Source organism: Streptomyces cellostaticus (assembly GCF_001513965.1).
Classification (GTDB): Bacteria; Actinomycetota; Actinomycetes; order Streptomycetales; family Streptomycetaceae; genus Streptomyces; species Streptomyces cellostaticus.
Window position 1 is genome coordinate 136,990 of record NZ_KQ948017.1, and the last position, 14,717, is coordinate 151,706.

Genomic DNA, 14,717 nt, shown 5'->3' on the forward strand with positions numbered 1-14,717 from the left:
TGATGCGTGACTGGTTGCGGGACACCTTCGGCTGATGCCGGCCGGGGCCCGGCTCACGGACCCCGGCCGTTTCTCGTGCCGGTCCAGGTCAGTGCATCAGCCTGAGGGGCAGCTCCTGCAGGCCCCGGAAGCTGACGTTCCGCCGCCAGACCAGGTCCTCACCGGTGAGTTCGATCTTCGAGTACCGGCGCAGCAACTCCGTCAGCACGATGGAGGTTTCCATTTTTCCGAGTCCCGCGCCGAGGCAGTAGTGGGGGCCACCGCTGAAAGCCAGCGTTTTTGTTCCGGTGCGGGTCACGTCGAGCCGGTCAGGATCCGGATAACGCTCCGGGTCACGGCCGGCCGCCCCGAAGAGAAGCATTACCTTGGCTCCCTCGGGAAGCGTGACGTCCCCGAGCCCGACGCTTCCGGTCAGAATTCTGGAGACGATCTGCACCGGGGGGTCGTATCGGGATATTTCATCGACAGAGTTGGGGATCAATTCTGGATTGTCGCGCAGCATCCGCAGCTGTTCGGGGTGCCCGAGCAATGCCAGGAGACCGTTTCCGATCAGATTGACCGTTGTCTCGTGGCCCGCGACGAACAGGAATTGAATATTGGCGATGATCTCTTCCTCGGACAACCGGTCGCCATCGACCTCGGCGTGCACGAGGAGGGACAGGATATCGTCTCGCGGCGTGGCCCTGCGCTCTTCGATGTGACCGGATACGTAGGCCCGGAACTCCACTTCCGCCGCATTCATGTCGGCCGTGTCCTGGACGGTTATCGAGGGGTCGATGACACGGCTGATGTGCTCCGTCCAGCGACGGCACTGGTCGCGGTCATCGGTGGGAAGACCGAGAAGTTCGCAGGTCACGGTCACGGGAAGGGGGAGAGCGAGACTCTGGATCAGATCGGTCTCCCCTTCGCCCACGGCGTCGAGCAGCCGGCCCGTCTCAGCGGCTATACGCGGCCTTAATCGCTCCACGGAGGCGCGGGTGAAGACCTTGCTGATCACACTGCGGATCCGCCGATGGGCGGGCCCGTCGAGCATGAGCATCCAATTCTGCACGCTCCGGACGAGCGGGCTCTCCGGACCGCCACGGCGGTTGGCCCAGGTGGTGTTCCGATAGAACTCGCTCGAAGCTTCGGGGGCCCGCAGTACGGCATCGACATCGGCATAGCGCGAAAGAACCCAGTAACCGAAGTCCGATTGATGGATCGGATCCGCTTCACGCAGGCGTCGATAGATCGGGTAGGGGTCTGTGCGTACTGACGGATCTCGCGGATCGAAAATTACGGTCATTTCCATCCTGTCCCGGGGTACGATTGCCCGTCCATCTCCACACCCGTCATCATTCCACAGGGCATCACAAGAAGTGAAGACGTTCCAAATGCACGGACACTAGGATCAGGGCATGACGATCACGTACGAGTGGCGGGGCGACTTCGACAATGCGGCCCTCAACGCGCTGCACGCCGACGGCTTCGGCCATCCGGTAGCCGAGACCGACTGGCAGGCACGACTGCGGCGCCACAGCCTCGGCTGGGTGTGCGCGTGGGAAGACGGCTCGCTGATCGGCTTCGTCAACGTCGTCTGGGACGGCGGAGCCCATGCCTTCGTCCTGGACACCGTGGTGGCCCGGCACTGCCGGGCGAGGGGAGTCGGCGCCGCTCTGGTGGCCACCGCGGCCCAACAGGCCCGTGCCGCGGAGTGCGAGTGGCTTCATGTCGACTTCGAGGATCACCTGCGTGCGTTCTACTTCGATGCCTGCGGCTTCAAGGAGACGACAGCCGGTCTGATCGCTCTCTAGCGCTCTCGGCCGGTCCGCTCCCCCGGCTCGGCCTGCTACTTCAGGATGTTGACGGCCCGGGCGACCACCAGGACCACGGTCACCAGGGATACCGAGGACTGCAGCATCATCAGCATTTTGGCCCACCGCGACAGTGGTATGACGTCGGTCGGGCTGAAGGCGGTGGAGTTGGTGAACGACAGGTACAGGTAGTCCAGGAACGCGGGCTCCCAGTCCGCCGGTGCGACCTCCGGGCTCTGCATCTGCACGAAGAGGAAGTCGGCGAACTGCCGCCGGCCGAGCGCCCGCGCCATCGGGCCGCCGCGATCCCACTCCCAGTACCACAGGGCGAACACGATGACGTTCGTCAGCCAGATGCCGCCGCCGGTCAGCAACAGCGGCACCGCGTCAGCCCCCGCGCTGCCGTTCACCAGGTCCGCCACCAGCCGGACCGCCGCCAGGCCGTTGGCCAGGCTGATGACACAGATCAGACCCAGGCCCAGCCACCGCAGCCGACGCGACCGCGGCTCGACCCGTCGCGGGTTCGCGGCGGTCAGGCCGGCCAGCAGCACCAACTCCAGCGCCGGCAGCGCCCAGTACGGCGGGAGCGAGAGCCGGTGCGGCAGCATCAGCTGGAGGGCTACCGCCACCAGGATCACGGCGGTCACCGCCCAGCGCGGCTCACCGCGCGTCGCCCGCTGCCACGCCGGGACGAGCTCACGCTCCCCGCTCTCCAGCAGCCGCTCGATCCTGGCCAAGCGGCTCTCGGCGTCGTCCATGTCATCGGTCATGGCGATGATTGTCCCGGTCCACGTCACCTCGGCGTGTCAGGCCCGTGTCAGCAGCGGCTGTCACTCTTCTGCATGTGAACGGCACGGGAAACCGAAGGCCGGGAACAGGGAGAGGTGCCCGGAGTGGCTTATCGGGGACCAGCGAGCACGCCTCAAGGTCGGGCCCCACAAGGCCCACGCAGGTTCAAATCCTGCCCTCTCCGCAGTGCTGGGCACGGCCGGGCGTGTAGTCGCTGATCACATACCGGGCTTCGTCGTCAACGGCGTTCGCGTCCGGGTCCAGCGTGATCCGCAGCGGATACCCGGCGTTCGCGTACTCCGCCTCCGCCGTGTCCGCGCCGTCGCGCCGCGCCTGCTCCAGTTCCTTCACCAGTCCGCGGATGGTCGGCACGATCCCGGGCGACCGCTGAACCACCCTGCGGCTCTGTTCGTCCAGCCCCACCGCGTGCTCCACCTTCCCGTCCCGCACGGTCACCCGGAAGGTGCCGGTCAAGGGCCGCTCTCCCCCGGTCGAGTTCAGGGTGTACGTGTACGCCGACGGCTCCTTCCAGGCGCTGCTGCCCGCCTGCGCAGCTTTGCCGGACCCGGACTCTGCTCCGCAGGCGGCGGCCACCCACACAAGCCCTGCAAGCAGTGCGATGCGTGGCAGCGGGGATCGCGGAACGGGTCGTACGGATGTCATGTGCGGGCCTGTCGCCTTCGCCGGCTGTCTGTCTGTCTGTCTGTCTGTCCTGTGACGCCGGAGCGCGGCCGGACGTTCGCGGAGCCGGATGTGGGCGGTCCTCGTCGCTCACGACCGGACAGCGGCCTCGGGCAGGCTCCGTCTCACCTGCACGCCCACCGCCGTCACCAGCAGGACCGCACACACCGTGAACACCACGCCCGCGGTGCGCAGGCCCAGCGCCACCGTCATGGCCCCCACCCCGACGACTGGCAAGGAGATCCCCACGTACGCGACGACGAAGAACGCCGAGATGGTGGCACCCCGGTGCGCGCCGGGCGCTGCGTCGCTCACCTCGGTCAGCCCCGCGCGAAACGCCATTCCCTGCCCCGTGCCACCGGTCAGCGCGCCGGCCAGCAGCAGCGGAAAGGACTCGAGGAGCAGCGAGGCTCCGATGAGGACGAGCCCGACGACGAGCACCGCACAGCCCAGGGGCAGGGCTCGGCGCGCACCGACCCGTCCCATGAGCAGCTGCCCACAGGTCGAGGCGCAGAACACGCAGAAGGCGACGGCACCGGCGACCGCCAGGTTGTGCTCCCCCAGAGTCTGTGTGAGGAAGGCGGGGGCCACGGCCGTGAACAGGCCGAGCATGGAGAAGCCCGCGAAGGCGGCGAGGGCGCAAGGTCCGAACACTCCGCGCACCTGTGGCGGAACCTTCATGCCCTGCGGCCGCAGCGGCGGTCGCGGGTCGGAGCGGGGCACGGTCTCGGCCAGCAGGCAGACGACCGCCAGGGCGGCCGCCAAGAGCGCCAGATGGACGATGAAGGGCAGCTTGAGCGGCCAGGGGGCGTACTCGGCCAGGATGCCGGAGACGAGCGGGCCGAGGCCCAGTCCGCCCATGTTGGCCGCGGTCGCCGCCAGTCCGGCACGGCCTCGTCGTCCGGGTGGTGCCAGTTCGAGGACGGCAGCGGTGCCCGTGCCGCTCAGCAGACCGGCCGAGAAGCCCGACAGCACCCGGCCCGTGTACAGCAGCGGCAGGCCGCTCTCGGCCAGGAAGCACAGCGCACTGAGCGCGGCCAGGCCGAGCGCGGCCATCAGCACCGGTCGCCGCCCCAGCACGTCGGAGAACCCACCGGCGACCAGCAGGGCGGCGATGACACCCACCGCGTAGACGGCGAAGACGACTGTCACGATCAGTTCGGAGAACCCGATCTGCTGCCGGTACAACCCGTACAGCGGAGTGGGCAGAGTGGTCCCCATCATCCCGATGGCGAAGACGCCCGCTGCGGCCTTGTACCCCGGCCGTCGCCGGTCCCGCCGCCGAGGCCCGGTGTCGCTGCTGATCACACTCCACCATAGGCACCGGACATCCGCCGGCACGTGCGCTCCGCGGGGGTGTTCCCGCAGCGGTCGGCTGGCTCGCCGCTGTTCCGGCGCCTGCAGACAACGGGCGCTGCGGCGGACGCGCCGCCATGCCACCGTTCTTGCAAAGCCCTGGACGCTGCTCCAAGCGGGCGTGGAGTTCGAGGCCCCATGGCGGCACAGCGCCGGAAGGCGAGGCAGTGGCCCTCGCCGCTGTCAGCCGGTCACCGTCGCGCGGCGCGCTTCTTGCTCGTCCGCCGCCTGCGACGCGGTCTTCTCCGCGCCTTCTCCTCTCAGCGCGGTGAGGACCAGCAGCGCGGAGACCAGGGCGGCACAGCCACAGACGACGAATCCGATGGCGTAGCCGTGGCCGAGGGCATCAAGGGCGTAGGTGCGGGCCGCTCCCGGTGCGGATTCGGCTGGTACGGAGTTCAGGGCAAGCGGGCCGCCCTCCTTCAGCACCTCGTGCGCCGCGCCCCGCGACTCCGTGCTCAGGCCGGGCGTCGTGGCCAGGGAGGCCGACACCCGGGTGGCGGCCTGACCGAGCGCCACAGCACCGATGACGGCCGGGCCGAGCGTGAACCCGAAGTCGCGCAGCAGGTTCGTGGCACCGCTGGCCATGCCCGCGAGGTGGACCGGAACCGCGTTGACGGCGGTCGCGGTGATCGAGGACACCGTGAGGGCGAACCCGACGCCGACCAGGCCCAGCGGCAGGATCAGGGAGGCGAGCGCCCGGTCGTCGACGTTCAGGCCGGCGGCGAGGAAGTCGCCCGCGGCGATCAGCGCCAGGCCGGTGGTGAGCGGCACGCGCGCGTGCAGGCGGTGCAGCAGCCTGGACGTGAGCGGGGTGAGGAACGGGGTGAGCCCGTTGAGCAGCAGGAAGGCGAACGCCGTACGCATCGGGCTCTGGTGCTGGATGGGGCCGAGTCGGATGCTGGCCGCGTAGGCGGTGCCCAGGAAGCTGAACATGCCTACGACGGCGACGACGGCGGCGATGGCGAAGGACCGGTTGCGGAAGAGATCCAGGCGCAACAGCGGTGAGCGGGCGCGCAGTTCGGCGGCGACGAACAGGGCGAGGAAGACGGCCGCGAGTGTGAAGGCGACGACCACCGGGGTGGATCCCCAGCCGTCCGTCGGTCCCTGGATGACGGCGTAGAGGAGGGCGAACAGGCCGATGCCGATCGTGACCTGACCGCCGATGTCCAGTGAACGCCCTTCCGGCGCCCGGGAGTCGGCGGCGCACAGCAGGCTGACGAGCGCGCTCACTGCGGCCAGTACGGCGACCACGACGAACGCCGACCGCCAGGAGCCGTAGGTACCGGTGATCCCGCCGAGCAGCGGGGCGAGGAAGCCGCCTCCGGACAGGCTGGACGCCCAGACGGCGATGGCCCGGGCACGCTGGGCGGCGGAGTGCGTCCCGGCCGCGATCATGGCTAGCGAGGTCGGGAACAGTGCCGCGGCGCCCAGCCCGGCCAGCGCCTGACCCGTCCACAGCTGATGGACGCCGGAGGCGGTGGCGGCGACGACCTCACCCGCGCACAGCAGCAACGCGCCGCCGATCAGCAGCCGTCGGCGGCCGAAGAGGTCGCCCAGCACACCGAAGGTCAGCTCCAGCACCGCAACCGGGAGCAGGAACGCGTCGGAAATCCATGTGAGTTGGGAGCCGACGGGGTGCAGGTGTTCCTGGAACAGGCCGTTGAGGGTGGCCGGCATCGCGAGACCGATCTGCGCCAGACAGACGGCTAGACACCCGGCGATGAGCGTGCCGATGGGGAGGGAGGCGCGGGTGGAGGCCTGGGCGGGGGTTCGAGGCATGGGAGGTCCCAACGTGAGGGAGGCGGTGTGCGGGTGGGCCGGTGGGGGCGGTCCGGCGGGGAATCGCGAGGTCCTCGGTGCGTGAGGCGAGGGCGGGCGGATGCGGCGGGCCCGCAGGCCGCGAGGTCTTCGTCGGTGTGGGCCGGTGGCCGGCCGCGCAGGTGTGTCAGGTGTGGTCCGGGTGCTCGCGGCCCACCGTCAGGCGCGCGGGGCGATACGGCACGTAGGCAGCTCCGTCCAGGCCCAGTGCCGTTGCCGACCGTTGCAGGGCGGCGGCGGTGGTGGCGGCCCAGCTGCCGGTGCTGATGCGGTGTTCGAGGGCGTGGAGGGCGGCGACCGTCTCGGCGGTGGTGAAGGTGCAGTGGCCCTGGCGCTCGACGTAGGCCTGGCGCAGCAGGGTTGCGCGGCCGGCGGCGTGGACCCGGTCGGCGAACCGGCGTTCCTGCTCGACCGGTACGAGGTTGTCGGCGGTGGTGTGCACGTCCAGCAGCGGCACGGCAGGCCCGGGGTCGGCCGATGAGGTGCGTGCGGCGGTGCGTACGGCGGCCGGGTCGGCGGTGAGGGACGCGCCCGCGGTGAGGGCGTCGAGGTCGGCGGTCAGGTCGAGCCCGGCAGCCCGGTACAGGGCGCGGACCTGCGGGGCGTGGGCCGATCCGGCGAGCAGGCGGGCGTAGTCGACGCCCCGGTTCCAGGAGTTGTTGCCGCCGACGGACTGCTCGACGGCGTAGCGGCCGCCTTCGACGAAGGAGAGGATGCCGTTTGCGAACCAGGTGTACTGCTGCTCCTGCTGTCCGGCCCAGTCGGTCGGCGCGGGAGCGGTGCGGCCCGGAGCCCACGCGGGCAGGTTGAGGAAGGCGGCGGCCAGTGCGATGCGGGCGCGGCCCTGCGGGGTGGACTGGGCCGCGGTGACGGCCGCGGTGAGTTTGTGTGCGGTGTCGGCGGCCTCGTCGGCCGAGGCGAAGCGGACCAGCTTGACCTCCTGTTCCGGCAGGAGGAGCCGGGCGAGGGTGTATTCGGCGTCGAGCTGGTAGTTGTCCAGGTCGGTGCCGCCTGCCACGAGTCCGCACAGGCCCAGCGCACCGTCGATACGGCCGGCGCCGTCGCGGGCGATCCGGGCGTTGACCAGCCCGCCCATGGAGCTTCCGACGGAGAGGGTGCGGCGCGGGACGCCGATGCGCGCGATGACGGTGCCGAGCGTGGCGAACTGGTCCCGCTCCGCGCTGTCCAGGGCCCACATCGAGCCGTTCGGGTCGTAGGACGAACCGGCCAGCGCGTACCCCTTGCCCAGCAGTTCGTCGCGTACGGCGTCGGATGGCGCGTCGCGGGCGACGAGCGGGCCGAAGCCGTGGCTGAACAGCAGCAGGGTGCCGTTCCAGTCGGCGGGGACGTCAGCGATCCAGGTGGCTCCGTCGGTGAGGGTGCCGGTCAGGTGACCGGTGCCTGCCGTACGGGCCTGCGCGGCCGGGACGGGGCCGGCGGTGAGCGCGGTCACCGCGGCCGTGGCCAGGGCGACGAGGGAGAGGCGGAGACGGGTACGCATGGCGGTGGCTCCTGGTCGGGGGCGAGGGCGTGTCGTAACCGATGCTCAGTGCACTGAACGTAAGGGGAACGCCAGGGAATGTAGGGCTGTTTTCTTGCGGCCGTCAATGGAATGCACAACATCGGAGGCGCGAAGGGCCCCGCCCTCGCACCCCCGCGCGCTACGAAGCGGCTGGAATCATGTCGATGGTCCGCCGGACGGCGTCGCGCGCCGCCGGCTCCAGGAGGGCGTGGACGGCGCGGAAGGTCTTCTCGGCGCCGGTCGCCGGCCAGTCGTCGGGCAGGTGGCGGACGGGCAGACGCGGGTCGCGCCGGATCACCTGCAGCCACTCGCACGCCATCCGCAGCCGCAACGCCAGGGCGTCCTGCGCCGGCCGGTCGCCCGCGTCCTGTGCGAGCGGGCACCAGTCGGCGTCGAATTCCCGGTAGCGGGCGGCCAGTTCGTCCAGGTCCCAGGTCTCGTGGATCATCTCGGCGATGTCCGTCCCGGTCTCGGCGCGCGCCCGGAACACCTTCACGTGTGCGGCCAGGCCGAGTTCGGCGACGATCCCGGACACGTCGATCTCGCCCGGCGCGATCCACAGCCCGCTGAACAGCGGGCCGAAACCGCTCCAGGTCAACTGCGAGCGCAGATCGTGGCGCTGGCGCTGCCAGGAGTCCGGCAGCGAGAAGCCGAGCAGGGTCCAAGTGCCGTCCCACTCGCTGTTGACCGCACCCGTCTGCCAGATCCGTCGCTGCCCGTCCCGCAGGATCGCCTCCGAACGGTCGGTGAGCCCGAAGTAGGTGCACCGCCCCTCGCGCTGCCTGCGCAGCAGCCCGCGGTTCACCATGCGGCTGAGCGTGGACCGGGTGGCCTGCTCCCCGACCCCGACGCGTCCGAATACGTCGATCAGGCTGCCGGAGTAGACACAGACGTCCTGGTCCAGGACGTGCTCGCCGAGGAAGGTGAGCACCAGGGACTGTGGGCGGAGGGATCCAGTGGACACGGGCCTACGGTACGACGCTCCCGGGACCGCTCCGGGAGGGACTCGACCGGCGCCGAACACCAAAGACAGATGCGTCGCCTGCTTGACCGGTGACGCATCGTGCTGGGACAGTCATCAGGCACGCACACCGCGGTAGACCGCGAACGGTCGGACGGCCGCCATGTCCTGCTGCACGCAGGTCGGCACCGAGAGACACACCCGCTGGCACCCAGGGCCGAGTACGCCTCGCCGACGGCGAGCCACGCTTCGACGGTATCGAGGAGCGGCTTGCCCCACGGCCGCCCTGGCGGGCATCGGCCACAACGTGCCGCAGGAGGCACCTGTGACCTTCACCCAGGCCGTCGTCGACGCGGACCACCCCTGACGGATCTTGCGAGACCTGGTCGTCACCTGTCAGGATGGTGATGTGAACCTGGAGCATGTCTTCGTCTGCGGGAACCCGGCCCTGGACTTCGCCGCGACCCTCCGTGCGCGTCGCACCGTGGGCTTCGAGATGTTCGTGTCACCCGAGCGCCTGGACGCCTGGTACGTGGAGTCCGGCATCGTCGACGCCATCTCCCCCAGCCAGGACAGCGACGTCGAACAGGCCATCGCCGTACGCGAGGCCCTGTACCGTCTGATCACCGCCCGCCGCCTCGGCGAGGCGTACGACGACGAAGCCCTGGCCACGCTCAACGGTGCGGCCCGCAGGCCCGCCGCGACGCCCCAGCTCACCCCGACCGGACGATGGACCGTCGCGACCCCTCAGGCCGCCCTGTCGAGCGTCGTCCGGCACGCCGTGGAGCTGCTGAGCGGACCGGACGCGCCGCTGCTCAAGGAGTGCGGCAACCCCGAATGCACGCGCATCTACATCGACCGCTCCCGCGGTATGCGCCGACAGTGGTGCGGCATGGAATCCTGCGGGAACAAGATCAAGGCGGCCGCGTACCGCGCCCGCCAGAAGCAGGCGCGGAGCGCACCACGAGGAGGCGCCGCATGATGTCGCTCGATCTCCATCCGATCTTCCGCAACAACCGCGACATCGAGCTGACACTCCGCCAGTTCCTCTTCCGGGCCAACAACTCGGGCGAGCCGGTGGCGGAGATCATTCCGGGCAAGGGGTCAGGGCGTCTCAAGGCTCGCGTCCTCGCGTTCCTCGACCAGAAGCACATCCAGAAGCTGTACGTCCGCCGGGAGGTCGACTCCGGCAACACCGGGCGCATCCTCGTCTATTTCAAGTGAGGTGCGTCCAGGTGAGCCACCCGGATCACTCGACGAACTCCATGGCCGGGTACCTAGGTGAGGGGCCGTCCAGCAGGTGGTCGTGGGTCCCGCGCAACCAATGGTCGAAGAACGCGGACACATAAGCCTCGTTGGTGCGCACAGCAGTGGCCGGAGCGATCGTTCCGATGTCGCGTGTCAGGGTGCCTGGTGGCAGGTCCAACTGCGGGAGCAGGGCCTCCGCATCCGTGAAGGACGCGTGCTCGGCACCGCGCAGTCTGAGCTGGCGAGTCCAGCCGGGCGTATGGGCCCGGAATGCGGCCCAGCCGGGGCCTGTGTCCGTGGCTCCGTCCTTGCCCATCAGCAGGAGCGGCCGGGCGAGCCCGCGCTCGGCGACGGGCATCAGCGTGCCGTCGTAGTGGGTCAGGTTGCCGTCCATGTTGATACCGGCTCTGATCCGTGGGTCAGCGTCCATGGCCGTGGCCGTGGCTGTGCCGCCCAGCGAGTGGCCGAACATGCCGACCCTGGACAGATCGAGCGCTCCGGCGAGACCGTGGGGCAGTGACCGGCCGTCCACGTCCGGATTCCGCCCGGAGTTCACCCAGCCCAATTGGTCCAGCACGAAGCTGGTGTCGGCGTCCCGGACGGTGAGGGCCTTCCTGATGAACGCATCGGGATCGTCCGGAGTGACCATGGTGGCCAACGAACCGTCGGGGAACTGCACTTCGGGGGATTCGTAGGTGTTGTCGATGGTGACCACGACGTAACCGCGGCTTGCGAGGTCCGCTGCCGACGTGGTGCCCCAGGTCCGCGGTTCGCCCAGCCCCGGGGAGTAGAGCAGCACCGGCCGCTTGCGGTCACCGTGGGCGACCGGGGCACCCTGTGCGGCGTGGGTGACGGTGGCCGCCCAGTCGGCCCGCCCGGTCGGCAGGTCCATCCCGAGGTAGTCGTTGGCGGTCACCGAGTCGAAGTGAGCTGCAGCTCTGGGCAGCATGTAGGGCGCGGCCGGCCGGTCGGCCGTGCGTGTCGTGGGGTAGTACACGCTGACCATCAACTCGCGGTCGTCCTTGCCCGGATGCCAAGGATCGCGGCGGGAGGTGTCGGCAAGGTGCAGCGTCACCTCGCCGACGTGGAACCTGCCCGTCGGGACCGGCAGCCGCATCCGGGCCGGATGCGCGGCCGGCACACGGGATGGCGCGGCCTGTGCGGGAAGAACGGTGATCAGTAAGTTCGTGAGCAGGGCCGCACAGACGGCCACGGCCCGCAGGCCGCGCTTCCGCCGGGCTCGGCTCTCGCTCGGCTGTGCCTTCGTCATGCCCCCATGCTGCAAGCCATGATCCCGCCCGCGCTATCGGGATCATCCCCCACCCAGGCCTGAGTCGTCCCCTGAGGGGCGCACGCTGACGCGTTCTCAGGCAGAGACCAGACTGCGGGACTCCGCAAGGCGCAGAACTCCGGCCCGGCAGGAAGCCAGAACCACAGGCGGGCCGGCCGGCTACACCAGGAAGGCGTTGACCCGGCCCGCGGCGATCTGCTTCTTGCCCGTGACGGGCTGTGCGACCGCGGCCTGCGGCGAGGAGGAGTTGACGCTCCAGCGGTATCCGACGAAGAGCGACGTGTCGGGGTCGGCGTAGAAGATGACGTGGCCGTAGCCCACACCGCTGTGCTCGGTGTAGGTGCTGTTGTCGTCAGCGATCTCCGCCCTCGTGTCGGGGTGGGCGCGGTAGCGGTCGATGCTGGACGGGCTGCTCAGGTCGGGGCCTCCATGGGGGCTGTTGGTACAGTCGACGATCTGGAAGAGGTGCGGGACCACCCCGGAGATGCCCAGCTTGCTGTCGACGGTGGAGGCCAGCGTGCCCAGGTAGGCGCGGATCATCACCGTGTGCCCCGTATAGGGGGTGCTCTTGACGGCGGGGTCATAGTCCCAGGCGACGATGTCGCCGGGGCGCAGGTTCACCGGCTTGGTCACCGGATCGAAGTGCGGCACGTTCGAGGCGTTGAGGAACCCGGCCTGCAGATCCTCGGCGTTGGGGGTAGGAGGTGGTGCGGGTCGAGCCGTCCTTCGGCGGGAAGTACTGGTTGAAGTACGCCGAGGTGGCCCAGCCGTAAGCAGTGTCGGCGCCGTAGGAGCGCTCCAGCAGCGTCGTCATGAAGGAAGCGCACTGGGAGAGGTTCTCGAACTCCTCCGGGTGACCCGGTCGTCCCCAGGTCGCCTGGGTTCTGCCGAGGTTCTCCCCGCCGGCCTGTTCGACGTTGTACCGGTTGTGGTCCCACTGGTCGGCACGCAGCCGCAGGTACTCCACCAGCGTCTCGGCCTCCAGCAAGCGGGGCGGCTTGAGCTGAAGTAGAGCTGGGTGGTCGCCGGTTCGGCAGCGGCTGCCGGGCGCGGAAACCCATGCCCCGGCAGATGCCGCCAGTGCCAGACCGGCGCTTTGGGTGAGCAGATGACGACGCGAGGGGCGTGCGGAGGACGTGGACGAGGCAACTCCCTTGGATCGGAGGGTGGGTGGGTGCAGCAGTGAAGACCGGGTCTCGTCGGCGACCTGGACCTTCTGAGCCCCACCGTGCACGGTACAAGCCCGGAGAGACACCGCCCGCCCGTGGCGGCTCCTCTCCCTCGTCACCTGAACTCCCCCACCGACCAAGGGCTGCCCACATGCCACTTGCACCAGCTGTCCTGCGTCTGACCGGAACGGCCCTGGGCCTCCTGCTCCTGGCCGCGCAGACCACAACAGCGTCCGCCGCCCCGCCACCCCCGTCACCCGCCGCCCAAGCCACAGCTCAGGCCCCGGCCCCGGGCCCGGCCACCTGGTATCCGCCTTTGTCCACGCGAGGTCGCTTCATAGTCGACGGCCAGGGCAACCGCTTCCGGTTGAAGGCGGCCAACTGGGACGGAGCACAGGGATCGTGGACGGGCAGCGGCAGTGTCACCGACCCCGCCAGTCATCACGCCGGCCAGAACTCCTACGGCATACCTCTCGGCCTGGACCGCGTACCGCTGGACGGGCTGCTCGCCGACTTCCGTCAACTGGGGATCAACACCATCCGGCTGCCGTTCTCCAACGCGATGATCCACAGTACGACCCCTGTCCCCGACATCGCGGTGGGGGCCAACCCCCAGCTGCGGGGCCGGACGCCCCTCCAGATCTTCGACGCCGTGGTCGACGCGCTCAGCCGGAGCAGGTTCGCCGTCATCCTCAACAACCACACCCGTACGTCGCGTTGGTGCTGTGGCGTCGACGGCAACGAGCGGTGGAACAGCGGGCAGTCCACACAGCAGTGGGCCGACGACTGGGTCTTCATGGCCCGCCGCTATGCCGCTGTCCCTCGTGTGATCGGGGCCGACCTGTACAACGAGGTGCGTCGCGACGTCCTGGACGACCCCAACTGGGGCCTGGGCGACAACCACGACTGGTACGCGGCTGCCCAGTTCGCCGCCGACCGGATCCTCACCGAGGCCAACCCCCGTCTGCTCATCGTCGTCGAAGGCATCAACTGGACCGGTGTGCCCGTCGACGGGCTCCCGCACGGCCGGCCGATGCTCACCCCCGCCCGCACGCTCTCGCACACCCTCGTCGATGCCCACAAGCTGGTGTACTCCGCCCACTTCTACGGCTACACCGGTCCGCACCACAGCGGCGCCACCGGCGTCGGCGAGACGCACGATCCCCGCTACCAGGATCTGACGCGTGAGCAGCTGGCCGCGGCTCTGGAGGACGAGGCGTTCTTCGTCGAGAAGACCGGCCGGCACTACACCGCACCCGTCTGGGTCAGCGAGTTCGGCATCGGGAGCAGTGAGACGAACGCGGCAGCCCGGGCCTGGTTCGGCAGCATCACCGACTACTTCGCCGACCATGACGCCGACTTCGCCTACTGGCCGCTCGTCGGCTTCGACGGCCACGACGACTGGGCGCTGCTGCGCTACGACGGCGCAGGGCATCGCACCGGCATCCTCGACTCCGGGGACTGGCGCGGTGCGGCATGGCAGCACCTCATGACCGCGCCGAGCGACGCCGGTCCGGTGACGGCCGTTCCCACCTGGCGCATGCTGACCACCGACCACGGTGACGCGGTGGAGTCGCTGCGCGTGCGGGACACCGGAGACTGGGATCCCGGGGCCTACAAGGCCGCGTGCCCCGACGGGTTGCGCCTGACCGGGCTGAGCCACACCACCGGTCGCGGCCTGTGCACCGACGGCGGCGCGCCGGACCTGCGGGCCTCCGGCGCGGGTCAGACGGTCGTCGTCGACGAGCACTATGTCCCGGCAGGGGGCGACTGGGCGTCCGGATACACCAAACTCCAGTGCCCTCCTGGTGGTTTCCTGATCGGCTACAGCGTGCGCGGAGAGCGTCTGTCGGCGGCCTTGTGCGTTCCCGGTCGCATCCCGCTGTCGGGCGTCGGGCGCACCGTGTGGTTCGACCGGTCCGACAACCGTCCCGTCGACGCGGCAGGCGGCGACTTCGCCTACGGCGCCTACAAGGGCCAGTGCGCGGCGAACGAGTACGCCACCGGGATCGCCTTCACCACCCGGGTGGGCAGCCGTCCGGGGCCCGATGCACTGCTGTGCCGCACACTGCCTTGAAGGCGCGGC

Annotated in this window: 14 protein-coding genes and 1 pseudogene; 5 read left to right on the forward strand and 10 right to left on the reverse strand. The window is 69.9% G+C overall.

Annotation, left to right across the window (positions count from 1 at the left end):
• Positions 1-88 precede the first annotated feature (88 nt).
• Positions 89-1,285 (reverse strand): cytochrome P450, encoded by a 1,197-nt coding sequence (locus AQI88_RS07785; protein ID WP_159050310.1) that lies wholly within the window; start codon positions 1,283-1,285, stop codon positions 89-91.
• Between the two features lie 112 nt (positions 1,286-1,397).
• Here AQI88_RS07785 and AQI88_RS07790 point away from each other — a divergent pair, with 112 nt between their 5' ends.
• A complete protein-coding gene (locus tag AQI88_RS07790; protein WP_066994056.1) occupies positions 1,398-1,793 on the forward strand; it encodes a GNAT family N-acetyltransferase in 396 nt (131 codons plus the stop codon).
• Between the two features lie 35 nt (positions 1,794-1,828).
• Here AQI88_RS07790 and AQI88_RS07795 read toward each other — a convergent pair whose 3' ends face one another.
• Positions 1,829-2,563 carry a DUF1345 domain-containing protein gene (locus AQI88_RS07795; RefSeq protein ID WP_066994059.1) on the reverse strand — a complete coding sequence of 245 codons (735 nt, stop codon included), beginning with the start codon at positions 2,561-2,563 and terminating at the stop codon, positions 1,829-1,831.
• 108 nt (positions 2,564-2,671) lie between these two features.
• Here AQI88_RS07795 and AQI88_RS45820 point away from each other — a divergent pair.
• A pseudogene (locus tag AQI88_RS45820) lies at positions 2,672-2,766 on the forward strand.
• Here AQI88_RS45820 and AQI88_RS07800 read toward each other — a convergent pair.
• From AQI88_RS07800 to AQI88_RS07820, 5 genes are all read right to left on the reverse strand, one after another.
• Positions 2,748-3,245: a DUF6174 domain-containing protein gene (locus AQI88_RS07800; RefSeq protein WP_066994062.1), complete on the reverse strand. Its 498-nt coding sequence runs from the start codon at positions 3,243-3,245 to the stop codon at positions 2,748-2,750. The pseudogene AQI88_RS45820 and the gene AQI88_RS07800 sit on opposite strands and share 19 nt — an antisense overlap.
• A gap of 108 nt (positions 3,246-3,353) precedes the next feature.
• Positions 3,354-4,571: an MFS transporter gene (locus tag AQI88_RS07805; protein ID WP_341849516.1), complete on the reverse strand. Its 1,218-nt coding sequence runs from the start codon at positions 4,569-4,571 to the stop codon at positions 3,354-3,356.
• Between the two features lie 231 nt (positions 4,572-4,802).
• The gene (locus AQI88_RS07810) at positions 4,803-6,401 is read right to left on the reverse strand and encodes an MFS transporter (RefSeq protein ID WP_066994065.1); all 1,599 of its coding nucleotides are present in this window, start codon (positions 6,399-6,401) and stop codon (positions 4,803-4,805) included.
• 166 nt (positions 6,402-6,567) lie between these two features.
• A complete protein-coding gene (locus AQI88_RS07815; RefSeq protein WP_066994069.1) occupies positions 6,568-7,941 on the reverse strand; it encodes a hypothetical protein in 1,374 nt (457 codons plus the stop codon).
• A 160-nt stretch (positions 7,942-8,101) separates the two neighbouring features.
• Positions 8,102-8,926: a PaaX family transcriptional regulator gene (locus tag AQI88_RS07820; RefSeq protein ID WP_066994072.1), complete on the reverse strand. Its 825-nt coding sequence runs from the start codon at positions 8,924-8,926 to the stop codon at positions 8,102-8,104.
• Positions 8,927-9,332: 406 nt separating this feature from the next.
• Here AQI88_RS07820 and AQI88_RS07825 point away from each other — a divergent pair, with 406 nt between their 5' ends.
• On the forward strand, positions 9,333-9,905 hold the full coding sequence (locus tag AQI88_RS07825; RefSeq protein ID WP_066994075.1) for a CGNR zinc finger domain-containing protein: 573 nt from the start codon (positions 9,333-9,335) through the stop codon (positions 9,903-9,905).
• Positions 9,902-10,147, forward strand: coding sequence for a Smr/MutS family protein (locus tag AQI88_RS07830; RefSeq protein ID WP_066994078.1), 246 nt, complete (start codon positions 9,902-9,904; stop codon positions 10,145-10,147). The genes AQI88_RS07825 and AQI88_RS07830 overlap by 4 nt, the downstream gene beginning before the upstream one ends.
• Before the next feature lie 25 nt (positions 10,148-10,172).
• On the opposite strand, the gene AQI88_RS07835 is transcribed toward AQI88_RS07830, so the two are convergent.
• From AQI88_RS07835 to AQI88_RS45825, 3 genes are all read right to left on the reverse strand, one after another.
• Positions 10,173-11,441, reverse strand: a complete 1,269-nt coding sequence (locus AQI88_RS07835; RefSeq protein WP_066994081.1) for an alpha/beta hydrolase family protein — start codon at positions 11,439-11,441, stop codon at positions 10,173-10,175.
• A gap of 180 nt (positions 11,442-11,621) precedes the next feature.
• Positions 11,622-12,095 (reverse strand): hypothetical protein, encoded by a 474-nt coding sequence (locus tag AQI88_RS07840; RefSeq protein WP_159050311.1) that lies wholly within the window; start codon positions 12,093-12,095, stop codon positions 11,622-11,624.
• On the reverse strand, positions 12,043-12,450 hold the full coding sequence (locus AQI88_RS45825; protein ID WP_159050312.1) for a hypothetical protein: 408 nt from the start codon (positions 12,448-12,450) through the stop codon (positions 12,043-12,045). Before AQI88_RS45825 ends, AQI88_RS07840 begins: the two co-directional genes overlap by 53 nt.
• A gap of 332 nt (positions 12,451-12,782) precedes the next feature.
• Here AQI88_RS45825 and AQI88_RS07845 point away from each other — a divergent pair, with 332 nt between their 5' ends.
• Positions 12,783-14,708, forward strand: coding sequence for a glycoside hydrolase family 5 protein (locus tag AQI88_RS07845; RefSeq protein ID WP_066994086.1), 1,926 nt, complete (start codon positions 12,783-12,785; stop codon positions 14,706-14,708).
• The last annotated feature ends 9 nt before the right edge of the window (positions 14,709-14,717 follow it).